The organism is Micromonospora sp. NPDC051924, from assembly GCF_055586005.1.
Window position 1 is genome coordinate 212172 of sequence record NZ_JBVJJA010000002.1, and the last position, 19033, is coordinate 231204.

Sequence of the window (19033 nt, forward strand, 5' to 3'; positions counted from 1 at the left end):
CCGCCCACGGTCACGCGTCGCGTCGGGACAGCGACCGGCGGCCGAGGGCCAGCGCGGCGGCCGCCCAGCCGGCGAGCACCAGCAGCCCCACCGCCGCCGGGTACGGGTCGGTGTCCCCGGCCAGGAAGTGGTTGCCGGCGACCCCGGGGAACCCGTCGGCGATCCGGGTGAGCACGGTGATCCCCGGCTCCTGCAACGACAGCGGCACGATCATCAGCAGGGCGAAGAGCACGGTCAGGGTGAGCACCGCGCCGCGCAGCGCCGCCGCCAGGCCCAGCGCCAGCACCCCGACCAGGGCCAGGTACGCGGCCGAGGCGACCACGTCGCCCACCGTCCCGCCCAGCGGGGCACGCCCCCACTCGCCCAGCACCGGCCGGGCGACCGCCGTGCCGATCCCGCCGAGCAGCAGGCCGACGAGGAACGTCACCACGCCGACCACGACCGCCTTGGCCAGCAGCACCCGGCCGCGCGACGGCGTGCAGCGCAGCGTGGTGCGGATGGTGCCGGTGGCGTACTCGCTGGTGATGGCGAACAGGCCGAGGGCGAGGACGACGTACTGGGTGAGTTCCAGTGAGCCGGCGACGATCCCGCCCGCCGCGACGATGCCCGGGCCGACCGTCGGGTCGTCGTCGGTGTTCGCGTTGACGGCGTAGATGGCGAGCTGGGCGGCGGTGGCGACCATGGTGAGCACGGCCGCCAGGACGGTCCACCAGGTGGACCGGACCGACCAGAGCTTGGTCCACTCGGCGGCCACCGCCCCGGCGAAGGGGCTGCCGGCGGGTGCGGGTCGGGCGGGGCTGGTGCGGATCATCGGGTGCCACTTCCGGTCGGGCCGGCGGCGTACTCGACGCTGTCGGCGGTGAGTTCCAGGAACGCCTCCTCCAGTGAGGCGGCCACCGGCGTCAGCTCGTGCACCCGCACCCCCAGCTCGTACACGAGGTCGCCGACCCGGGCGGCGGAGACGCCGGTGACGGTCAGCCCGTCGCCGTCGACGGTGACGCCCGCCCCGTCGGCGGCCAGCCGTGCGGCCAGCGCGGACAGACCGGCCGGCTCGGGGCCGCGGACCCGGACCGCCGCGGCGGGGCGGGCGGCGATCAGCTCGGCCAGCGGCGCGTCGGCGATCAGCCGGCCCCGGCCGAGCACCACCACCCGGTCGGCGGTCTGCTGCATCTCGCTCATCAGGTGGCTGGAGAGCAGCACGGTCCGGCCCTCGTCGGCGAGGGTGTGGGTGAACCGCCGGATCCAGCGCACCCCGTCCGGGTCGAGGCCGTTGACCGGCTCGTCGAGAAGCAGCACCGACGGGTCGCCGAGCAGCGCGCCGGCGATGCCGAGCCGCTGGCCCATGCCCAGCGACAGCGCGCGTCCCGGCTTGTCGGCGGCCCGGCCGTCCAGGCCGACCAGGTCGAGCACCTCGTCCACCCGGCGCGCCGGGATCCCGTTGCTGCGGGCCATCGCCCGCAGGTGGGCCCGGCCGGAACGGGTCGGGTGGATCCCGGTGGCGTCGAGCAGCGCGCCCACCTCGTACAGCGGGTGTCGCAGCGCCCGGTAGGACCGGCCGTTGACCAGGGCCTGACCGGCGGTCGGCCGGTCCAGGCCGAGCACCATCCGCAGGGTGGTGGACTTGCCGGCGCCGTTGGGGCCGAGGAAACCGGTGACCTGCCCCGGTCCGATGTCGACGGTGAGGTCGTCGACCGCGGTCGCCGTCCCGAACCGTTTCGTCAACCCACGAAGTGTGATCATGCGTCGACGGTAGGGAGCGGGCGGGTGTCCGCACCGCCGCCGATCGGGACCGCCTCGCCCTGACTTTCGTCAGGTCGGCCGCCGCCGGCACATCACCCTGACCGCGCTGTCGAGCTGAGTCGGACCACCCGGTCGGGCCGCGGCGCGGGCTCGGGTCAGGTCCGGCGGATCACGAACGCGTCCGGCATCCGGAAGGTCAGGTTGTCCGGGCACCAGGGCGCGCGGACCACCGTCACCCCGTCGAGCAGCGCGGCCGCCTCGGCGACCACCACCGCCGCCTCCATCCGGGCCAGTTGCGCGCCCACACACCGGTGCGCCCCGGCGCCGAAGGCCAGGTGCCGGCGGGAGCCGCGCTGTCCGGGCCGGAACTCGTCCGGCGCGGCGACCACCGCCGCGTCCCGGCCGGCCCGGGCGAGCCACGCCACGATGCTGGTGCCGGCCGGTACGGCGGCGTCGCCGAGGGTGGTGTCGACGGCGGCGACCCGACGCCAGGTGACGATCGGCGGCTCCAGCCGCAGCCCCTCCTCGACGACGTCGGCGATCGCGACCTCGCCGCGCCGCAGCCCGGCCCGGACCTCCGGTTCGCCGACCAGCCGGTGCAGCAGCAGGGTGAGGAACTGGGAGGTGGTCTCCTGGCCGGCGACCAGCAGGAAGAAGAGCGCGCCGACCACCACGTCGGGGGAGTGCCCGGCGGCGCGCAGCCGGGCGGCCAGCCCGCCGCCGGAGGCCGCGAAGGCGCGTAGCACGGTGTGGAACCGGCCGACCTCGGCGGCGAGGGCGACCTGCCGCGCCTCGTCGAGCGGGGCCCAGAACAGTTCCAGCGCGGCCCGGGCGAAGTCCTTGACCGCGCCGACCGGGGCCTCCGGCAGCTCGACCAGCCGGGCCAGCACCAGCAGCGGCAGGTCGGCGGCGAGCTCGGCGTACAGGTCGACCGGCCGGCCCGCGTCGAGGGCGACGGCGAGCCCGGCCACCCGCTGCCGGACCAGGTCGGTCAGCCAGGGCTGCTGCGCGGCCACCCGGTCCGGGTGCAGGGCGTCGGCGACGATGCCCCGGATCTCCGGGTGGCCGGCCGACGAGTTGTTGGCCAGCGTCGGTGGCAGCCGGAACCGGTGCCCGGCCAGGACCCGCAGGGCGGCCACCGGGATCGGGGTCACCGCGTCGAGGGCGTTGTCCGGGCGGAACGTCGCCGGGTCGGTGAGCAGCCGCCGGACCAGCGCGTGCCGGGTCACCACCAGGTGCGGCACGCCGACGTGGTCGACCACCGTCGCCGTGTCCGGCCACGGACCGTCGACGGACTCCCCCCAGCCCCGGAACAGCACGGCGACACGCTAGCGGGGGGCGCCCGGTGGAGCCGGGTCCAGCTCCCACACGGTGGTGTGCTTCACCCGTACGCTCTCCAGCGCCTCGGTCACCGGCACGTCGTACGCGGCCAGCTCGTGGAAGCGCTCGCGGGGCAGGAACGCCCGGCCAGGGTCGCCGACCAGCACCCGGGCCCCGGACCGGGCGGCCCGGAGCAGGAAACGCAGCATCCGCCGCGCCATCGCCTCGCTGTAGAAGACGTCGCCGGCGAGCACCACCTCGGCCTGCCCGGCGTCGCCGTCCAGGATGTCGCCGAGTTCGGCGTCGACGCGTACCCCGTTGGCCTCGGCGTTGAGCGCGACGGCCGCGACGGCCCGCTCGTCCACCTCGACGGCCCGGACGGCGGCCGCGCCCGCCCGGGCGGCCGCGATGGCGACCAGTCCGGAGCCCGAGGCGAGGTCGAGCACCTGGCGGCCGGCGACCAGCTCGGGGTGGTCGGTGACGTAACGGGCGAGCGCCTGCCCGCCGGCCCAGGCGAAGGCCCAGAACGGTGGCGGCTGCGCGCTACGGAACTCGCCCTCGGTCAGTTCCCACAGGCCGATCGGCTCGTCGGCCTGGTGCAGCCGCACCTCGGGAACGAAGGCGACCGGGGCGAGCCGGGCGTGCAGCCGGACGAAGGCCGCGGACAGGTCGGACACCCGGTGATTCTGTCGTACTCCGGGACATGGCCGGCCGGCGCTCCCGGGCGTGTCGCGGGACGGGCGTGACCGGTTCACCACTGTCCGCGATAACGGCCCCCGCGGTTGGCGGTCCGTGCCAACACGCCCGTCTACCGGCCCGCCGGTGGCGCTCATAGCGTTCCCGGTGGACGCGACCGACGGGAGGGCGAGGCGGTGGTGAGCGTGTGGCGGTACGTGCTGCGGGCCGGGGTGGTGCTGACCTGCCTGTCCGGGGCGGGCCTCGGCGCGGCCGTGCCGGCCCGGGCGGCGGCCGCCTTCTCCACCGAGTTGCGGGGGCTGCCGGACGAGTTCACCGCCGGTGACCGGGTGGAGACCCTGTCGGCGGTGGTGTCCCGGTCCGATGGCGGCGGCTGCGTCAAGGTGCGCTGGTCGATGCTGCTGGAGGTACGGGGCCTGCGGCTGGACCAGGTGAAGGTGGACCGGGTGGAGGAGAGCGGCTCCTTCCCACTGGAGATCCGGACCGACGGGGACGTGGCCCGACTGACCGACCGGGAACTGGACCCGGGCCTGCTCTGCCCGGACCGTACGGTCACCGCCCGCTACCGGGTGGCCTTCGCCGGGGACGTCACCGGGGGTCGGGTGAGCTTCGCCGCCGAGGCGTACGACCAGAGCCTGCGCCTGCTGGCCCGGCAGACCGCCGCCCGGCAGGTGGTGGGGGAGGGCGCCGGGGCCGAGCCGACCGGGACGCCGCCGGAGCCGACCGCGACCACCGCCGAGCCGACCGAACCGGCGACGCAGGATCCGGCGACGCAGGATCCGGCGGAAGTCACGCCCAGCGACGAGGCGGTGGTCGAGCCGCCGCCGGGTGCGGCGGGCCGGCCGGTCTCCGGCTCGGGCGGGTTCGGCGTGGTCCAGGCCGCCTTCCTCCTCGGCGGCCTGCTGCTCTTCCTCGGCGCCGGGCTGCTCCTGCGGATGCGGCGGCTGCTGCGCGGCGATTGAGATCGCTTTACAAAAACTCGCCCCTTGTAAAACGGCGTGACGGCTGCCACAGTCGGGGCACGAGCCCACCGATCGGAGGCTGCCGATGGACACCGCTTCGACCCCCTGGCGGGACACCCGCAAGCCGCTCTGGCCGCTCGCCCTGCTCGTTCCGGTGCTGCCCTTCCTCGCCTGGACGGCCTGGCACGGCACCGGCGCCGCGTGGACGTGGTGGCTCACCCCGGTGGTGGTCTTCGGCCTGATCCCGGCGGTCGACCTGCTCATCGGGGACAACCGGGAGAACCCGCCGGAGGAGGCGGTGCCCGCGCTCCAGGCGGACGGCTACTACCGCTGGCTCACCTACCTCTGGCTGCCCGCCCAGTACGCGGCCCTGGTGCTCTGCTGCGTGGTGTGGACCCGGCACGAGCTGTCCTGGTTGGCCGCCGCCGGGCTGGTCGCCACCGCCGGGGTGGTCGACGGCATCGCCATCAACACCGCCCACGACCTGGGGCACAAGCGCGAGACGGCGGAGCGCTGGCTGTCCAAGATCGCCCTCGCGCCGACCGGGTACGGGCACTTCTATGTCGAGCACAACCGGGGCCACCACACCCGCGTCGCCACCCCGGAGGACCCGGCCAGCTCCCGGCTCGGGGAGAGCTTCTGGGCGTTCTGGCCGCGTACGGTCCTCGGCAGCCTGCGCTCCGCCTGGCGGCTGGAGAGCAGCCGGTTCCGGCTGCGCGGCCGTACGCCGTGGACGTGGCGCAACGATGTGCTCAACGCCTGGGCGATGACCGGGCTGCTCTACGCGGTCCTCGCGGTCGCCTTCGGCCCCGGCGTGCTGGTGTTCCTCGCCCTCCAGGCGGTGGTCGGCTTCTCCCTGCTCGAGGTGGTCAACTACCTGGAGCACTACGGCCTGGCCCGGCAGCGCACCGCCGCCGGCCGCTACGAGAAGGTCGATCCCCGGCACAGCTGGAACAGCGACCGGACGGTCACCAACGTCTTCCTCTTCCAGCTCCAGCGGCACAGCGACCACCACGCCAACCCGCTGCGCCGCTACCAGACGCTGCGCAGCTTCGACGCCTCGCCGCAGCTGCCCGCCGGCTACGCCACCATGGTGGTCACCGCGTTGGTGCCGCCGCTGTGGCGGCGGGTGATGGACCACCGGGTGATCGCCCACTACGGCGGCGACCTCGACCTGGCCAACGTCCACCCGCCGGCCCGGGACCGGCTGCGGGAGGGCTGCCCTCCGGCGGTCAGTCCAGCGCGGCCGGCTCCAGACCCAGCTCCCGGGCCGCCACCAGGCGGATCCACTCGGCGATCTGCCGCCGGGTGATCACCCGCTCGTGCACCGAGAGCTGCACCGCGAGGCCGTCCATCACCGCGCTGATCCGCCACGCCGCACCGGCCGGGTCGGGGCAGTCGAAGGTGCCGTCGGCCACCCCGGCGCTGATCACCGCGGCGAGGTCCTGCCGCCAGCGCAGGTCGAGCCGGCGGGAGACCTTCTCCAGCTCGGGGGTGCGCAGCGACTCGGCCCAACCGTCGATCCACATGGACCAGGAGGTCGAGCGGCCGGTCGGGGCGTACAACCGGAGCATCCGGCGCAGCTTGGTCAGCGGCGGGGCGGAGGAGTGCACCACCGCGTCGAGCTTGGCCAGGTCCTGCTCGACGGCGTACGCGAAGGCCTGCGCGAGCATCCGGTCCTTGGTGGCGAAGTGGTAGAACACGAGGGCCTGGCTGACGCCGGCGGCCTCCGCCACGTCGGCCGTCCGGGTGTTGGCGAGTCCCCGCTCCGCGATCACGTCACAGGCCGTGCGAAGCAGGGCATCGAGGCGGATCTCGGCGGCGCGTCTCGTCACGCCCGTTACCGTAGCCCATCCACTTGACCACGAGGAGTCACCAATCCAGCCCGGTCGGACGGCCGGCGGTCGGATCCCGGACAGTTCCCTGGCCAGGGCCCGTCGGGTCCGCCGCCGCAGCCAGCCACTCAGGCTCCTAGTAAGCCCCGGCTGGCGGGTCGGGCGTCACCCGGACGCGCCCGAAAGGGACCCCGATTTGGCAACCGTTCCCGGGCTCGGCTAAAGTTCTCATCCGTCACCGGGAAACACCGGGGGCATGCGGACGTAGCGCAGCTGGTAGCGCATCACCTTGCCAAGGTGAGGGTCGCGGGTTCGAATCCCGTCGTCCGCTCGGAGATGCCGCCATGGATGTCGGGGGCAACCTCGGTGGAGTGGCCGAGAGGCGAGGCAACGGCCTGCAAAGCCGTGTACACGGGTTCAAATCCCGTCTCCACCTCGGCAGTAGACGAGGGCGATTGGCGCAGTGGGAGCGCGCTTCCTTGACACGGAAGAGGTCACTGGTTCAAACCCAGTATCGCCCACCAGCACAGAGGCCGTGTCGATCATCGACACGGCCTCTTTGTCATGGCCGGCCGGTCAGGTCGCGGCCGTCAGCAGCGCCTCGGCGACCGCCGTCCGGCTGCTCAGCAGCGACCGGCCCTGCCGGTGGGTGACCACCAGGCCGGCCGCGCGTAGCGTGGTGAGGTGCTGCGACACCCCGGCCGGGGACAGCCCGGTCCGGCGGGCCAGTTCGGTGGTGGAGCGGGGCGCGTCCAGCTCGGCGAGCAGCCGCGCCCGGCCCCGGCCGAGCACCGCGCCCAGCGCGTCCGGCACGCTCGTCGGGCACTCCCACAGCGCGCCGGCGCCGCGGGCCGGGTAGGCCAGCTGCGACACGTCCCCGGCCGCGATGCTGAGCACCGACGGCCAGACGAAGACCGACGGCACCAGGACCAGTCCGCCGCCGTCCGGCACGTCCGGGGCCGCGCAGTGACGCTGGTTGATCAACAGGGCGTCGCCCTCCCAGCGGACCCGTTCGTGCAGGTCGTTGAGGAGCCCGGCCGCGCCGTCCGCGGCCAGCCGCCGGGCCCGGTGGAACACCTCCGCGTCGAGCACCGCCCGGATCCTCGGCCAGTCGCCGGCCAGCGCCAGCCGCCAGTACGTCTCGATCTCCCCGGCGAGCCGGCGCAGTCCCGCCTCGGGGTCGGCGTACAGGGCGGCCAGCGCCGGTGGCCGGGGACCGGGACAGAGGTCGAGGTGGGCGCGGACCGTCCCGAGCGAGGTGGCGCGCAGCGCGGCCAACTCCTCGCCCAGGTCGGGGTTCAGGCCGGCGGGGGGTGGGGTGAGGAAGTCGACCACGTAGCCCGGCGCGGGCGGGACGAGCTGACAGAGCAGGCCGTGGTCCGGGTCGAGCAGTCCGGCCGCGGCGAGGCGCGGTCGTACCCGGTTCACCCAGGGCAGGTGGATCGCGTGCTGGCCCGGGTCGCGCAGCACCCGCACCCCGGCGACCACCTCCCAGAGGCAGGAGAGCGCGAAGCGGACCCGCGCCACGGCGCCCGCCGACAGGCCGATCGCGACCATCCCGCCCCCTTCGTTTCAGCTGGGACTGAAACAATACGGCGGCCGGACGCGCCGACCCAGACTGGCCGGGTGAACGATCACCACAATCGAGCCCTGCACTTCCGTTCCCTGCACGTGCCCGGCGAGCCGCTGGTCCTGGTCAACGCCTGGGACTCGGCGAGCGCCCGGGTCGTCGCCGCCGCCGGCGCCCGGGCGGTCGCCACGACCAGCGCGGGTGTCGCCTGGAGCCTGGGCGCCCCGGACGGCGACGCGCTCGGCCGCGAGGCCGCCGTCGAGCTGGTCCGCCGGGTGGCCGCCGCGGTGTCGCTGCCGGTCACCGCCGACATCGAGTCCGGGTACGGTGACACCCCCGACGAGGTGGCCACCACGGTCGCCGCCGTGCTGGCGGCGGGGGCCGTCGGGGTGAACGTCGAGGACGCCGGCCACACCGGGGAGACGCCGCTACGCCCGGTCGACGAGCAGTGCGCCCGGCTGGCCGCTGTCCGGTCCGCGGCGAACCGGACGGGGATCCCGCTCTACGTCAACGCCCGCATCGACACGTTCCTGCGGGGCGTGGGCGGGGTGCGGGAGACGGTGGCGCGGGCCGAGGCATACCTGGCCGCCGGCGCAGACGGGGTGTTCGTGCCGGGAACGGTCGATCCAGAGACGGTGGCCGCCCTGGTGGCGGCGATCCCGGCCCCGCTGAACATCCTGGCCGGGCCCGGCGCCCCGACCGTGGCGGAGCTGGCGAAGCTCGGGGTGGCCCGGGTCAGCCTCGGCTCCTCGGTCGCCGAGGCCGCGTACGCGGTGGCCCGCCGGGCAGCCGAGGAGGCCTTCGGCGCCGGGACGTACGGCGCGCTGGCCGACGCCCTCGACTACGGCACGCTCAACGAGCTGATGCGCCGCTGACCGGTACGTGACGGGGGCGCCGGCCGGCGCCCCCGTCACGTACCGGCGGGACCGCTCAGCTCCGTCGGCCCCGGACACGCGCGTGTCACAGCGGCGGGGCGATGTCCCGCCGCTCCTCGACCCGCCGGTACTCCACCGGCTCGGAGGTGGTGACCACCTCGCGGCGACGGCCCCAGACCAGCGTGGTCATGATCAGGCCGAGCACGCCGGCAGCCATCAGGATCCAGCCGATGACGTCCAGGTTGACCCCGCCGATGCTGGCGTCGAGCGCGAAGGTGAGGATCGCGCCGACCGCGATCAGGAAGATGCTGGTACCGATTCCCACGACAGCCTCCTTCAGGGGATGGTGGTGTGCTGTCGATGGGAGTCAGTACCCAGCCGGTCGCCGGCCCAATCGCTGGTCGGGCCGGGCCGGGCGGGCGGTCGGCGGGTCGGTTCGACCGGCGATCTTGTCATCGGGTACAGTTCTCCCCGTCGCCGCCGCGAGGTGGGGGCAACGCGGACGTAGCGCAGCTGGTAGCGCATCACCTTGCCAAGGTGAGGGTCGCGGGTTCGAATCCCGTCGTCCGCTCGCGATCCAGCGCTCGGGCGATTGGCGCAGTGGGAGCGCGCTTCCTTGACACGGAAGAGGTCACTGGTTCAAACCCAGTATCGCCCACCAGGACAGTTGTCGACGGCAAAGGCCCGGCTCAACAGAGCCGGGCCTTTGCCGTCGTTCGTTCTTGTGTCAGCTGTTCCAGTGCTGGGCGACCAGGTCGGCGGCCTGCTGCTCCCACTGGGCGTAGGCGTCCGGGTAGGCCGACACCTGCACGGTCTGCGCGGCCTGGGTCAGCGGCATGTCCTGCCAGCCGTCGACCTGCTTGAGGCCCTTCTCGAACGCGAGGGTCGAGTACTCGGGGTTGGTGATCTGCTCCGGCGTACCCCAACCACTGGAGGGGCGCTGCTGGAACAGGCCCAGCGAGTCATGGTCGTTGGCGTCGCCGAGGTGACCCAGGTTCTCCAGCTTCGACTCCTGCAGGCTGGTGGCGATCGAGATGACCGCGGCCCGCTCCGGCAGACCCGCCTTCTTCGTCGCGGCGATGATCGCCTTCACATTCGCCACCTGCTCGCCGTTCAGGGTGATCTTCGACTGCGCGCCCTGCACACCATGCGGGATCAGCTTGCCGGTGTCCGGCTTGTCCGCCTGCACGGCGGCGACCGGGGTCAGCGCGGTGGCCGGGGTGGCCTCGTGGTGGTTCAGCGGACCGGCGGCCAGACCACCGGCGAACGCCAGACCAGCAACACCAAGAACGCTCTTACGCAGCATCGTGTTCATGGGAAAGCTCCATTCGGGGGTTGGCGCACGCACACCGATAGGGGGTCGGCGGGTGCGCAAGCACCGTCAGGCGCTCAAACAGGGGGAAAGTCTTTTTGGGGGGATCCGACGCTCGCGGGGCTTGGCCGCTTCGCGGCGCCGGGACCATGTGTAACGACCGGCGGCCCACCACCATTCCCGGGGGCCCGCCCCCACTGTCGCGGGGCGTCGTCTTCCTCGGCCGTTCACGGGGATACAACGACCTTCGCCCGGCCACCATTCCGGCCCCAGGATGCCGCCGGTCACACCCCGAAACCGGACACCACACCCACCGCACCCAGCCCGCCCACAACCGGACAAAACCTGCCGCAGAACGAGTCGACCACCAGCTCCGGCGGCGCTTCTGCCCAGGGCAGATCCGCTGCCGGTGAACACGGGTCGGCGGCGGGCCCGACAGCGGGCAGGGTGGGACGCATGAGGCTGCTGATGCTGGGTGGGACGGGATTCGTCGGTGGGGCGATCGTGCGGGAGGCGGTGGGCCGCGGCTGGTCGGTGACCGTGTTCAACCGGGGGTTGCACGGGGAGGTGCCGACGGGCGTACACCGGTTGCGGGGGGACCGGACGGCGCCGGACGGGCTGGCGGCGCTCGCCGGCGGCCGGTGGGACATGGTGGTGGACACCTGGGACGGGGCGCCCCGGGCGGTGCGGGACGCGGCGCGGGCCCTCGTCGACACCGTGCCGCACTACGTGTACGTCTCCAGCGGGTCCGTGTACGCCGAGCCGGTGCCGGACGGGGTGGGCGAGGAGGCCGCGACCGTCGACGCCGAGGCGGACGCGGGCGACGGCGACTACCCGCGGAACAAGGCGGGCGCGGAACGGGCCGCGGTGGAGGTCTACGGCGGTCGCGCGTTGCTGGCTCGGGCCGGCCTGATCCTCGGGCCGGGGGAGGACATCGGCCGGTTGCCCTGGTGGTTGCACCGCGTCGCCCGGGGCGGCGAGGTGCTCGCCCCCGGGCCGCGGGACCTGCCGGTGCAGTACATCGACGTCCGGGACCTGGCGAGCTGGTTGCTGGACCGAGGGAGCGAGGGCGTCGGTGGGGCGTACAACGTGATCGGCCGGACCGGGCACGCGACGATGGGTGAGTTGCTCGACGCGGCGGTGGCGGCGACCGGGTCGGCCGCGACGCTGCGCTGGACGGACCCGGAGCCGATCCTGGCCGCCGGGGTGGAGCCCTGGAACGACCTGCCGATCTGGATCCCGCCGGGGCACCCGTACCGCTGGCTGCAGGAGCGGGGCGTCGATCGGGCGTACGCGGCGGGGCTGGTCTGCCGGCCGGTGACCGAGACGGTCGAGGACACCTGGCGCTGGCTGCGCGACGTCGGCCGGGTGCCGCAGCGCGCGGGCCGACCCGCCCGGGCGGCGGTGGGCCTGGACCCGGCGCGGGAGGCGGCGTTGCTCGCCACCACCACGGCCCGGTCCTGACCGGACGGGGAGACGGGCCACGCCGGCCGGTGGTGGCATCGACCAGGGCCGGGAAGTCGCCACCGCCGGCCGGCGGTCAGGCCGGCACCACCGGCAGGTCGAGCACCTCGTTCACCGGCCGGCGCGGGGTGGCGCTGCCCGGCTGGCCGTACCCGATCCGCATGACCATCTGCGGCGTGCCGAACCGGCCCAGCGACAGCCGCAGCGCCTCCCGGGCCCCCGGCACCTCGATCGGCTGGGAGATCATCGACGCGGCCAGCCCGGCGTCGGTGGCGGTGAGCAGCACCCGCTGCAGGGCCTGGCCGGCCATGATCTGGTCGGTCGCGGTGTTGCCCGCCGACCCGAGCACCGCCACCAGCGGCTCCGGCTCGAAGTCGCGGCCCGGGGCCCGGTTGCGTCCGCCGAAGCCGCGCTGCGGCAGCAGGTCCTGCGGTTCGCTCTGCGGCCCACCGGCCGCCGCCGGCACCCCGTCGGGCGAGGGCTCGGAGCGGATCCAGGTGGTCCGTTCGGCCACGTACGCGGGGTCGCGTTCCAGCACTCGGTGGGCGCTGCGGGCGATCTCCGCGAAGGCGTTCACCGCGCTGGTTCCGATCAGCAGCTCCAGCCAGCACTGCTCGGCCCGGGCGGCCTCGCCCAGCCGCCAGCGGGCGTCGGCGGGGACCGGGTCGGGCCAGAACGGGGCGCGGTTGCTGAACCGGCGGCCGATGGCCGCGTACAGGCTCTGTTCGGTCGGGGTGGGACGGCGCGGGAGGTCCGGGACCAGCCGGGCCACCACGTCCGGGTCGGCCGGGTACGGGCGGAGCCGGACGCTGGCCGGGGTGCCCGCGACGGCGAGCGCCAGCCGCAGGTTGAACAGCGCCGCCCCGCAGGCGATCCGGGCGCCCCAGCCGCTGGGATCGGTGGCCGCCAGCCGGCGCCGCGGGTCGACCGAGAGCTCGATCCCGCCGTCGCGCAGCCGGAACCGCCACGGCTGCGTGTTGTGCAGGGACGGCGCTCGGACGGCGTCGACGGCGACGGCCTTCAGCTGCTCGACGGTGAAGCCGGTGGTCATGTGCTGCTCCTTCCGTGCGGGCCGTGCCGCCCCCCGGTTGGTGTACCCCCACGGTGCGTCAACCAGGCGCTTTGCGAGCAGGGCCGGAGGTCCCCACCTCGGCGGGCCCGTCTGCCCCGGGCGGCGCGTCGCGGTAGGGACCTTCGACCCGTGCACGGCGCGGCCGGCAGGGGGTAGAAAGGACGGATGATCCGGGTGTTCCTGCTCGACGACCACGAGGTCGTCCGTCGTGGCCTTGCCGACCTGCTCACCAGCAGCGGCGACATCGAGGTGGTCGGCGAGTCCGGCTCCGCCCAGGAGGCGGCCCGGCGCATCCCCGCGCTCCGCCCCGACGTGGCCATCCTCGACGCCCGGCTGCCCGACGGAAACGGCATCGACGTGTGCCGGGACATCCGTGCCGTGGACTCCTCGATCAAGGGCCTGATCCTCACCTCGTACGAGGACGACGAGGCGCTCTTCGCGGCGATCATGGCCGGCGCCGCCGGCTACGTGCTCAAGCAGATCCGTGGCACCGACCTGGTGGACGCGGTCCGGCGGGTCGCGGCCGGGCAGTCCCTGCTCGACCCGGCGATCACCACCCGGGTGCTGGAGCGCATTCGCAGCGGGGTGGAGCAGCCGCGCGAGCTGAAGAGCCTCACCGAGCAGGAGCGGCGGATCCTGGAGTACGTGGCCGAGGGCCTCACCAACCGGGAGATCGCCGGCAAGATGTTCCTGGCCGAGAAGACCGTGAAGAACTACGTCTCCAGCGTGCTGGCGAAGCTGGGTCTGGAGCGGCGTACCCAGGCGGCGGTGCTCGCCACCCGGTTGCTCGGCAAGAGCCACTGAGGCGGCGGGGCGAGCCGCCCCGCCCGCTCAGTCGCGCAGCGGGACGCTCCAGCGCACCTCGGTGCCGTGCGGGATCACCCGGCTGAGCTGGAAGTCGCCGCCGAGCCGTTCGGCCCGCTCGCGCAGGTTGACCAGGCCGCTGCGGGCCGCCTCCGGGTCGCAGCCCACCCCGTCGTCGGTGACCGTGACCGTGACCCAGCCGGCGTCGGCCTGCACCGTCACCGCCACCCGGTTGGCGTGCGCGTGGCGTACGGCGTTGGACAGCGCCTCGCGGAGCACGGCGGTGAGTTCGGGGCGGAGCGTGTCCGGGACGGCGCTGTCGATCGGGCCGATCAGTTCCAGGCCGGGGCGGTAGCCCAGCGACTCGGCGGCCACCTCGATCGCCTCGCGGATCTCGGTACGCAGCGCGGCGCTCATCGGGGTGCGCAGCTCGAAAATGGTCCGGCGGATGTCCCGGATGGTGGCGTCGAGGTCGTCGACGGCCTGGTTGATCCGCTTGGCCACCTCGGGGCGGGTGTTCATCGCCCCGCTCTGCAACTGCAGGCCGGTGGCGAACAACCGCTGGATCACCACGTCGTGCAGGTCCCGGGCGATCCGCTCGCGGTCCTCCAGGACCACCAGCAGCTCCCGCTCCTCCTGGCCGCGGGCCCGCTCCATGGCGAGCGCGGCCTGGCCGGCGAAGCTGCCCAGCAGGGCAACGTCGTCCTCGGCCGCGGGCCCGTGGTCGGGCCCGTGGGCGATCACCAGGACGCCGTGCAGGACGTCCGCCGCGGCCAGCGGCGACACCACCGCCGATCCGGCGATCACCGGGTGGGGCCAGGGTGCCGCCTCGGCGAGGTTCTCCACCAGCTCGTGGCGGCGTTCGGTGACCGAGCCGGCGAAGGTGGTCTCGTTGGCCGGCAGCACGGCGCCGACCAGGTCCCGGGCGGCCTCGTCGGCGCCGTCGACCACCTCGACGGTGAACTGGCCCTCGTCCTCGTCGTAGAGCAGCACCAGGGCCAGCTCCGCCTCGGCGACCTCGCGGGCCCGCCGGGCCACCAGGCTCAGGGCGTCGGTGCGGCGTACCTCGCCGAGCAGCACGGCGGTGATCTCGGCGGTGGCGGCCAGCCAGCGTTCCCGCCGGTGGGCGAGGGCGTAGAGGCGGGCGTTCTCGATCGCCACGCCGGCCGCCGCGGCCAGCGCGACCACGATCTCCTCGTCGTCCTCGGTGAACTCGGCCGCGCCCTGCTTCTCGGCCAGGTAGAGGTTGCCGAAGACGTGGTCGCGGATGCGGACCGGCACGCCGAGGAAGCTGTGCATCGGCGGGTGGTGCTTCGGGAAGCCGTACGACCTGGGGTGCTGGGTGATGTCCGGCATGCGCAGCGGCTTCGGCTCGTCGATGAGCAGGCCGAGCACGCCCCGACCGTGCGGCAGCTCGCCGATCTTGGCGTGCAGCTCCTCGCTGATCCCGTGGATGATGAAGTCGTGCAGCAGCCGGTCGGGGCCGATCACCCCGAGCGCGCCGTACTCGGCGCCGACCAGCTCGCACGCGGACTGCACGATCCGTTGCAGGGTGCTGCGCAGGTCGAGGTCGGAGCCGATGCCCACCACGGCGTCGAGCAGGGCCCGCAGCCGCTCCCGGCTGGTGACCACCTCGCCGACCCGGTCGAGCATCTCCTGCAGCAGTTCGTCGAGCCGGACCCGGGACAGTGGGGTCAGGCCCAGCGACGGGGTGACGTGTTCGTGCCGGGGATTCGGTGCGCTGGCCACCGGGCGATGTTATCGCCCGGTGGCCGGACCGGACGAGTCCCGTTACGCGAGGTAGTCGCGCACCGCCGAGGTGTCGACGATCTGGGCGGTGTCCAGCCGGGGGGTGTGCGGGGGCCCGGCGTGCGTCGGGTCCGCGAGGCCCAGCCGCATTGAGATGTACGGGTAGCCGAGGTCGGAGAGCATGTGCCGGAGCGCGTTCCGGGTGGCCTCGACCTCCACCACCCCGCTGAGCGGGACCAGGGACACCCCGAGGCGGGTGGCGGTGAGCCAGGCGGCGGAGAGCGCCTCGCCGGCCCGCAGCCAGCTGTCCGGCTCGTCCTCGGTGCCCCAGAGGATGCCGTAGACGGCGGTCCGGTCGTGCCCGGGACCCACCGGCAGGGTGCCGTGCCGGCCGAAGTCCCGCGCCGGGACGGTGGTCTGCGGGGCCTCCTGCGGCAGCACCTCCGGCGGCAGCCCGGTGCCGGTGCCGGCCCGGCTGGTCCAGTAGGCGAGCTCTTCCTGCAGTTGCGGCTCGTCGGCCTCGACCGCGGCCGCCTGCTGGGCCGCGCTGGCCAGTTGGATCTTCTGGGTGGCGTCCAGCACCTGGAGGTTGACGCCCTCGCCGGTGGCCGCCCGGTCGATCTCGCCGAGAGCGGCGCAGGAGATCGGCTCGTCGCTGACCGGCCGGCGGTCGGTGTGGCGGACCTGCATGCACTGCACCATGTGCATCGCGTCCGGGTTCGCGCCGGTGTGCTTGAGCCCGGTGAGGCGGGCCAGCAGGTCCGGCTGGTCCGGGTCGGGCAGCCGCTCCACCACCGGCGTCCAGCCCTCGGCGGCCAGCGCCACCCGCGCGTGGTGCAGCGCGGCGCCGCAGCTGACGATCAGCAGCCGTCCCTCCGGGTCCATGGCGCTGAGGTGACGCTCCCGGACCACCCGCAGCTCCAGCCCCTCGGGCAGCACCGTCCAGTGCCACGGCTGGGTGTTGTGCACGGAGGGGGCGTGGCCGGCCATCCCGGCTGCCTCCGCCAGGGCGGTGGTCAGCGGACGGTCCGTAGCCGGCGTCTCGTGGCTCATCGTCACGACCTTTCCTGTTTCTCCCCATCGTGCCCCACGCCGGAGCCCGACCGGGCGGGGTTGCCGCTCCATCCTCGGGCATCGCCGGACGGCCCGCACGCCCCGTCCGTCCCGCGAGTCCGGGCCCTTCGACCCCTCGGATTACCCGGGTTTGCCCTACCTGCCCCACCCGGCCGCTGAGACGATCCGCACGTGGAAGCGGAACCGCGCGAGTGCCTGCCGGAGCACCCCGTGCGACGGCACCGGGTGGACTGGCGGGAGTGGGCACCGCTGACCCTGCTCACCCTGGCCGTGCTGGTCGGCGCCGGGTTGTGGTTCGCCGGGCTGCGCGGGGTGGCCCAGCTGGTGTGGGCGGCGGTGACCCTGGTCGCCCTGGGGCCGGCGGTCTGGACCACCCTCAAGCAGCTCTGGCGCCGCCAGTTCGGGGTGGACGTGATCGCCGTGCTGGCCCTGGTCGGCGCGCTGCTGGTCCGGGAGTACCTGGCCGGCGCGGTGATCGCGGTGATGGTGGCCACCGGGCAGGCGCTGGAGAACTACGCCCAGCGCCGGGCCACCCGGGACCTGCGGGCGCTGCTGGAACGCGCGCCCCGGCAGGCCCGGCGTCGGACCCCGGACGGGAGGATCGAGGTGGTGCCGCTGGACCGGGTCGCCGTGGGGGACCGGCTGGTGGTCGGTCCCGGCGACGTCGTGCCGGTGGACGGCACCGTCGAGGAGGCCGCGACGCTGGACGAGTCGGTGGTCACCGGCGAGTCGCAGCTCGTCACCCGGGCCGCGGGAGAGCAGGTGGCCAGCGGCGTGGTGAACGCCGGCGCGGGCTTCGGGCTGCGGGCCCGCAAGAACGCGGCGGAGAGCACGTACGCCGGGATCGTCCGGCTGGCCGAGGAGGCCACCGCGCGCAAGGCCCCGATGGTCCGGCTGGCCGACCGGTACGCGGCCGCCTTCGTGCCGTTCACCCTGCTGCTGGCCGGTGCGGCCTGGCTGCTCACCGGCCAGTTCATCCGGGCGGTGGCGGTGCTGGTGGTGGCCACCCCCTGCCCGCTGCTGCTGGCGACCCCGATCGCCATCGTCTCCGGCCTGTCCCGGGTGGCCCGGCGCGGCGTGCTGGTCCGCGACGGTGGTTCGCTGGAGCTGCTGGGCCGGGCCCGCACCCTGCTGATGGACAAGACCGGCACGCTGACCGCCGGCCGACCGCGCGCCGCCGAGACGGTGATCGCGCCCGGCGGCGACCGGGACGAGGTGCTGCGGCTGGCCGCCTCCGTCGAGCAGCTCTCCCCGCACGTGCTGGCCGCCGCGCTGGTCCGACAGGCTCGCGAGCAGGGGCTGCCGCTGGCCGACCCGACCGACGTCACGGAGGAGCCGGGGCGCGGGGTGACCGGCCGGGTGGACGGCCGCCTGGTCCGGGTCGGCCAGCTGCCCGGCGAGCCGCCCGAGTGGGCCCACCGGGCCCGCGAGCGCGCGGAGCTGGCCGGCCGCTCCACCGTCTGGGTCAGCGACGACCGGGCCCCGCTCGGCGCGATCCTGCTCGAGGACCCGGTACGCCCCGACGCCCGGCGCACCGTACGGCGGCTGCGCGAGGCCGGGCTGACCCGCCTGGTGATGGTCACCGGGGACCGGCCGCGGACCGCCCGGCAGGTGGCGCAGGCGGTCGGTGTGGACGACGTCTGGGCGCAGTGCTCGCCCCGGGAGAAGGTCGACCGGGTGAAGGAGGAGTCGGGCCACGCGGTCACCGTGATGGTCGGCGACGGGGTCAACGACGCCCCGGCGCTGGCCGAGGCGCACGTCGGGGTGGCGATGGGGGCGACCGGGGCGACCGCCTCCGCCGACGTGGCCGACGCGGTGCTCACCGTGGACCGGCTGGACCGGCTCGCCGACGCCGTCGAGATCGCCCGGTACGCCCGCCGCATCGCGGTGCAGAGCGCCACCGTCGGGATGGGACTCGCCGTGGTGGCGATGGTGGTGGCGGCGGCCGGTGGGCTGCCCCCGGTGGCCGGCGCCTTCCTCCAGGAGGGCATCGACGTGCTGGTGATCCTCAACGCGCTGCGGGCCCTCGGGGGCGGGCTGCGCCGCCGGGACGTCCCGCCGGAGACCCGCGCCCTCCTCGACCGGTACGCGGGCGAGCACGGCGGGGTGCGCGACGTGCTGGACCGGCTGCGGGACACCGCCGACCTGGTGGCGACGGACCCGGAGGCGGTGGAGTGCGTACCGGCCCTGCGGGAGGTGCACCGGCGGCTGGTCGACGACGTGCTGCCGCACGAGGCGGCCGAGGAGAGACAGCTCTACCCGGCGCTGGCCGGCCCGCTCGGCAGTGACGAGGCGACCTCGACGATGAGCCGGGCGCACGTGGAGATCAGCCGCCTGGTGGACCGGATCGGCGGCCACCTGGCCCAGCATCCGGACGGTCGGCTGCGCCGCGACGAGGTCCCGGACCTGCTCGCCGCCCTGTACGGCCTGGACGCCGTGTTGCGCCTGCACCTGGCGCAGGAGGAGGAGGACTACTTCTCGCTCAACCCGGAGGAGGGGCAGGCCGCGGCCGGCCGGTGACTCGTCAGCTCGGCGTGTTGCGCGGTCGGCGCTCGGTGGT

Annotated in this window: 17 protein-coding genes and 5 tRNA genes; 11 read left to right on the top strand and 11 right to left on the bottom strand. The window is 74.5% G+C overall.

Going from position 1 to position 19033, the window contains the following annotated elements:
- Positions 1–10 precede the first annotated feature (10 nt).
- The 4 genes from ACZ6S5_RS02345 to ACZ6S5_RS02360 form a co-directional block, all read right to left on the bottom strand.
- Positions 11–811 (bottom strand): ABC transporter permease, encoded by an 801-nt coding sequence (locus ACZ6S5_RS02345; RefSeq protein ID WP_465996892.1) that lies wholly within the window; start codon positions 809–811, stop codon positions 11–13.
- Complete coding sequence (locus tag ACZ6S5_RS02350; protein WP_465996894.1) at positions 808–1740, bottom strand: ABC transporter ATP-binding protein; 933 nt, start codon at positions 1738–1740, stop codon at positions 808–810. The genes ACZ6S5_RS02345 and ACZ6S5_RS02350 overlap by 4 nt, the downstream gene beginning before the upstream one ends.
- 155 nt (positions 1741–1895) lie before the next feature.
- A complete protein-coding gene (locus ACZ6S5_RS02355; RefSeq protein WP_465996896.1) occupies positions 1896–3059 on the bottom strand; it encodes a cytochrome P450 in 1164 nt (387 codons plus the stop codon).
- A 9-nt stretch (positions 3060–3068) separates the two neighbouring features.
- On the bottom strand, positions 3069–3737 hold the full coding sequence (locus ACZ6S5_RS02360) for a class I SAM-dependent methyltransferase (RefSeq protein WP_465996898.1): 669 nt from the start codon (positions 3735–3737) through the stop codon (positions 3069–3071).
- A gap of 198 nt (positions 3738–3935) precedes the next feature.
- Between ACZ6S5_RS02360 and ACZ6S5_RS02365 the strand changes: the two genes are divergently transcribed.
- Positions 3936–4718, top strand: a complete 783-nt coding sequence (locus tag ACZ6S5_RS02365) for a hypothetical protein (protein ID WP_465996900.1) — start codon at positions 3936–3938, stop codon at positions 4716–4718.
- An 85-nt stretch (positions 4719–4803) separates the two neighbouring features.
- On the top strand, positions 4804–6030 hold the full coding sequence (locus tag ACZ6S5_RS02370; protein ID WP_465996902.1) for an alkane 1-monooxygenase: 1227 nt from the start codon (positions 4804–4806) through the stop codon (positions 6028–6030).
- Here the strand turns inward: ACZ6S5_RS02370 and ACZ6S5_RS02375 are convergent.
- Complete coding sequence (locus ACZ6S5_RS02375; protein WP_123243296.1) at positions 5951–6553, bottom strand: TetR/AcrR family transcriptional regulator; 603 nt, start codon at positions 6551–6553, stop codon at positions 5951–5953. The two genes, ACZ6S5_RS02370 and ACZ6S5_RS02375, sit on opposite strands and share 80 nt — an antisense overlap.
- A gap of 258 nt (positions 6554–6811) precedes the next feature.
- Between ACZ6S5_RS02375 and ACZ6S5_RS02380 the strand changes: the two genes are divergently transcribed.
- The 3 genes from ACZ6S5_RS02380 (at position 6812) to ACZ6S5_RS02390 (ending at position 7077) form a co-directional block, all read left to right on the top strand.
- Positions 6812–6884: transfer RNA gene (locus ACZ6S5_RS02380), tRNA-Gly, on the top strand.
- A gap of 34 nt (positions 6885–6918) precedes the next feature.
- A tRNA-Cys gene (locus ACZ6S5_RS02385) sits at positions 6919–6989 on the top strand.
- Positions 6990–7002: 13 nt separating this feature from the next.
- Positions 7003–7077, top strand: a tRNA-Val gene (locus ACZ6S5_RS02390).
- A gap of 52 nt (positions 7078–7129) precedes the next feature.
- Here ACZ6S5_RS02390 and ACZ6S5_RS02395 read toward each other — a convergent pair.
- On the bottom strand, positions 7130–8110 hold the full coding sequence (locus tag ACZ6S5_RS02395) for an ArsR/SmtB family transcription factor (protein ID WP_465996904.1): 981 nt from the start codon (positions 8108–8110) through the stop codon (positions 7130–7132).
- 69 nt (positions 8111–8179) lie between these two features.
- Between ACZ6S5_RS02395 and ACZ6S5_RS02400 the strand changes: the two genes are divergently transcribed.
- Entirely contained in the window at positions 8180–8998 is an 819-nt protein-coding gene (locus tag ACZ6S5_RS02400; RefSeq protein ID WP_465996906.1) for an isocitrate lyase/PEP mutase family protein, read from the top strand.
- An 85-nt stretch (positions 8999–9083) separates the two neighbouring features.
- Here the strand turns inward: ACZ6S5_RS02400 and ACZ6S5_RS02405 are convergent, their stop codons facing one another.
- Complete coding sequence (locus ACZ6S5_RS02405) at positions 9084–9323, bottom strand: DUF6458 family protein (protein WP_465996908.1); 240 nt, start codon at positions 9321–9323, stop codon at positions 9084–9086.
- 173 nt (positions 9324–9496) lie between these two features.
- Here ACZ6S5_RS02405 and ACZ6S5_RS02410 point away from each other — a divergent pair.
- Together ACZ6S5_RS02410 and ACZ6S5_RS02415 are read left to right on the top strand one after the other, a co-directional pair.
- Positions 9497–9569 (top strand) — tRNA-Gly (locus ACZ6S5_RS02410).
- A 15-nt stretch (positions 9570–9584) separates the two neighbouring features.
- Positions 9585–9659 (top strand) — tRNA-Val (locus tag ACZ6S5_RS02415).
- A 66-nt stretch (positions 9660–9725) separates the two neighbouring features.
- On the opposite strand, the gene ACZ6S5_RS02420 is transcribed toward ACZ6S5_RS02415, so the two are convergent.
- Positions 9726–10313, bottom strand: coding sequence for a hypothetical protein (locus ACZ6S5_RS02420; RefSeq protein ID WP_465996910.1), 588 nt, complete (start codon positions 10311–10313; stop codon positions 9726–9728).
- A 453-nt stretch (positions 10314–10766) separates the two neighbouring features.
- Between ACZ6S5_RS02420 and ACZ6S5_RS02425 the strand changes: the two genes are divergently transcribed.
- Positions 10767–11774, top strand: a complete 1008-nt coding sequence (locus ACZ6S5_RS02425; protein ID WP_465996912.1) for an NAD-dependent epimerase/dehydratase family protein — start codon at positions 10767–10769, stop codon at positions 11772–11774.
- 76 nt (positions 11775–11850) lie between these two features.
- Here ACZ6S5_RS02425 and ACZ6S5_RS02430 read toward each other — a convergent pair whose 3' ends face one another.
- Entirely contained in the window at positions 11851–12825 is a 975-nt protein-coding gene (locus tag ACZ6S5_RS02430) for an Acg family FMN-binding oxidoreductase (protein WP_465996914.1), read from the bottom strand.
- Between the two features lie 186 nt (positions 12826–13011).
- Here ACZ6S5_RS02430 and ACZ6S5_RS02435 point away from each other — a divergent pair, with 186 nt between their 5' ends.
- Positions 13012–13650, top strand: a complete 639-nt coding sequence (locus ACZ6S5_RS02435; RefSeq protein WP_046565573.1) for a response regulator — start codon at positions 13012–13014, stop codon at positions 13648–13650.
- 27 nt (positions 13651–13677) lie between these two features.
- Here the strand turns inward: ACZ6S5_RS02435 and ACZ6S5_RS02440 are convergent, their stop codons facing one another.
- Complete coding sequence (locus ACZ6S5_RS02440; RefSeq protein WP_465996984.1) at positions 13678–15348, bottom strand: GAF domain-containing sensor histidine kinase; 1671 nt, start codon at positions 15346–15348, stop codon at positions 13678–13680.
- A 93-nt stretch (positions 15349–15441) separates the two neighbouring features.
- On the bottom strand, positions 15442–16452 hold the full coding sequence (locus ACZ6S5_RS02445; RefSeq protein ID WP_465996916.1) for an Acg family FMN-binding oxidoreductase: 1011 nt from the start codon (positions 16450–16452) through the stop codon (positions 15442–15444).
- 192 nt (positions 16453–16644) lie between these two features.
- Between ACZ6S5_RS02445 and ACZ6S5_RS02450 the strand changes: the two genes are divergently transcribed.
- A complete protein-coding gene (locus ACZ6S5_RS02450) occupies positions 16645–18993 on the top strand; it encodes a heavy metal translocating P-type ATPase (protein WP_465996918.1) in 2349 nt (782 codons plus the stop codon).
- Positions 18994–19033 lie beyond the last annotated feature (40 nt).

What these genes read in the sequence shown, in the direction of transcription:
- ACZ6S5_RS02395 (WP_465996904.1), bottom strand. Translation starts at nt 8,110, where the DNA reads ATGGTCGCGATCGGCCTGTCGGCGGGCGCCGTGGCGCGGGTCCGCTTC.
- ACZ6S5_RS02345 (WP_465996892.1), bottom strand. Translation starts at nt 811, where the DNA reads ATGATCCGCACCAGCCCCGCCCGACCCGCACCCGCCGGCAGCCCCTTC.
- ACZ6S5_RS02370 (WP_465996902.1), top strand. Translation starts at nt 4,804, where the DNA reads ATGGACACCGCTTCGACCCCCTGGCGGGACACCCGCAAGCCGCTCTGG.
- ACZ6S5_RS02420 (WP_465996910.1), bottom strand. Translation starts at nt 10,313, where the DNA reads ATGAACACGATGCTGCGTAAGAGCGTTCTTGGTGTTGCTGGTCTGGCG.
- ACZ6S5_RS02425 (WP_465996912.1), top strand. Translation starts at nt 10,767, where the DNA reads ATGAGGCTGCTGATGCTGGGTGGGACGGGATTCGTCGGTGGGGCGATC.
- ACZ6S5_RS02430 (WP_465996914.1), bottom strand. Translation starts at nt 12,825, where the DNA reads ATGACCACCGGCTTCACCGTCGAGCAGCTGAAGGCCGTCGCCGTCGAC.
- ACZ6S5_RS02435 (WP_046565573.1), top strand. Translation starts at nt 13,012, where the DNA reads ATGATCCGGGTGTTCCTGCTCGACGACCACGAGGTCGTCCGTCGTGGC.
- ACZ6S5_RS02445 (WP_465996916.1), bottom strand. Translation starts at nt 16,452, where the DNA reads ATGAGCCACGAGACGCCGGCTACGGACCGTCCGCTGACCACCGCCCTG.
- ACZ6S5_RS02350 (WP_465996894.1), bottom strand. Translation starts at nt 1,740, where the DNA reads ATGATCACACTTCGTGGGTTGACGAAACGGTTCGGGACGGCGACCGCG.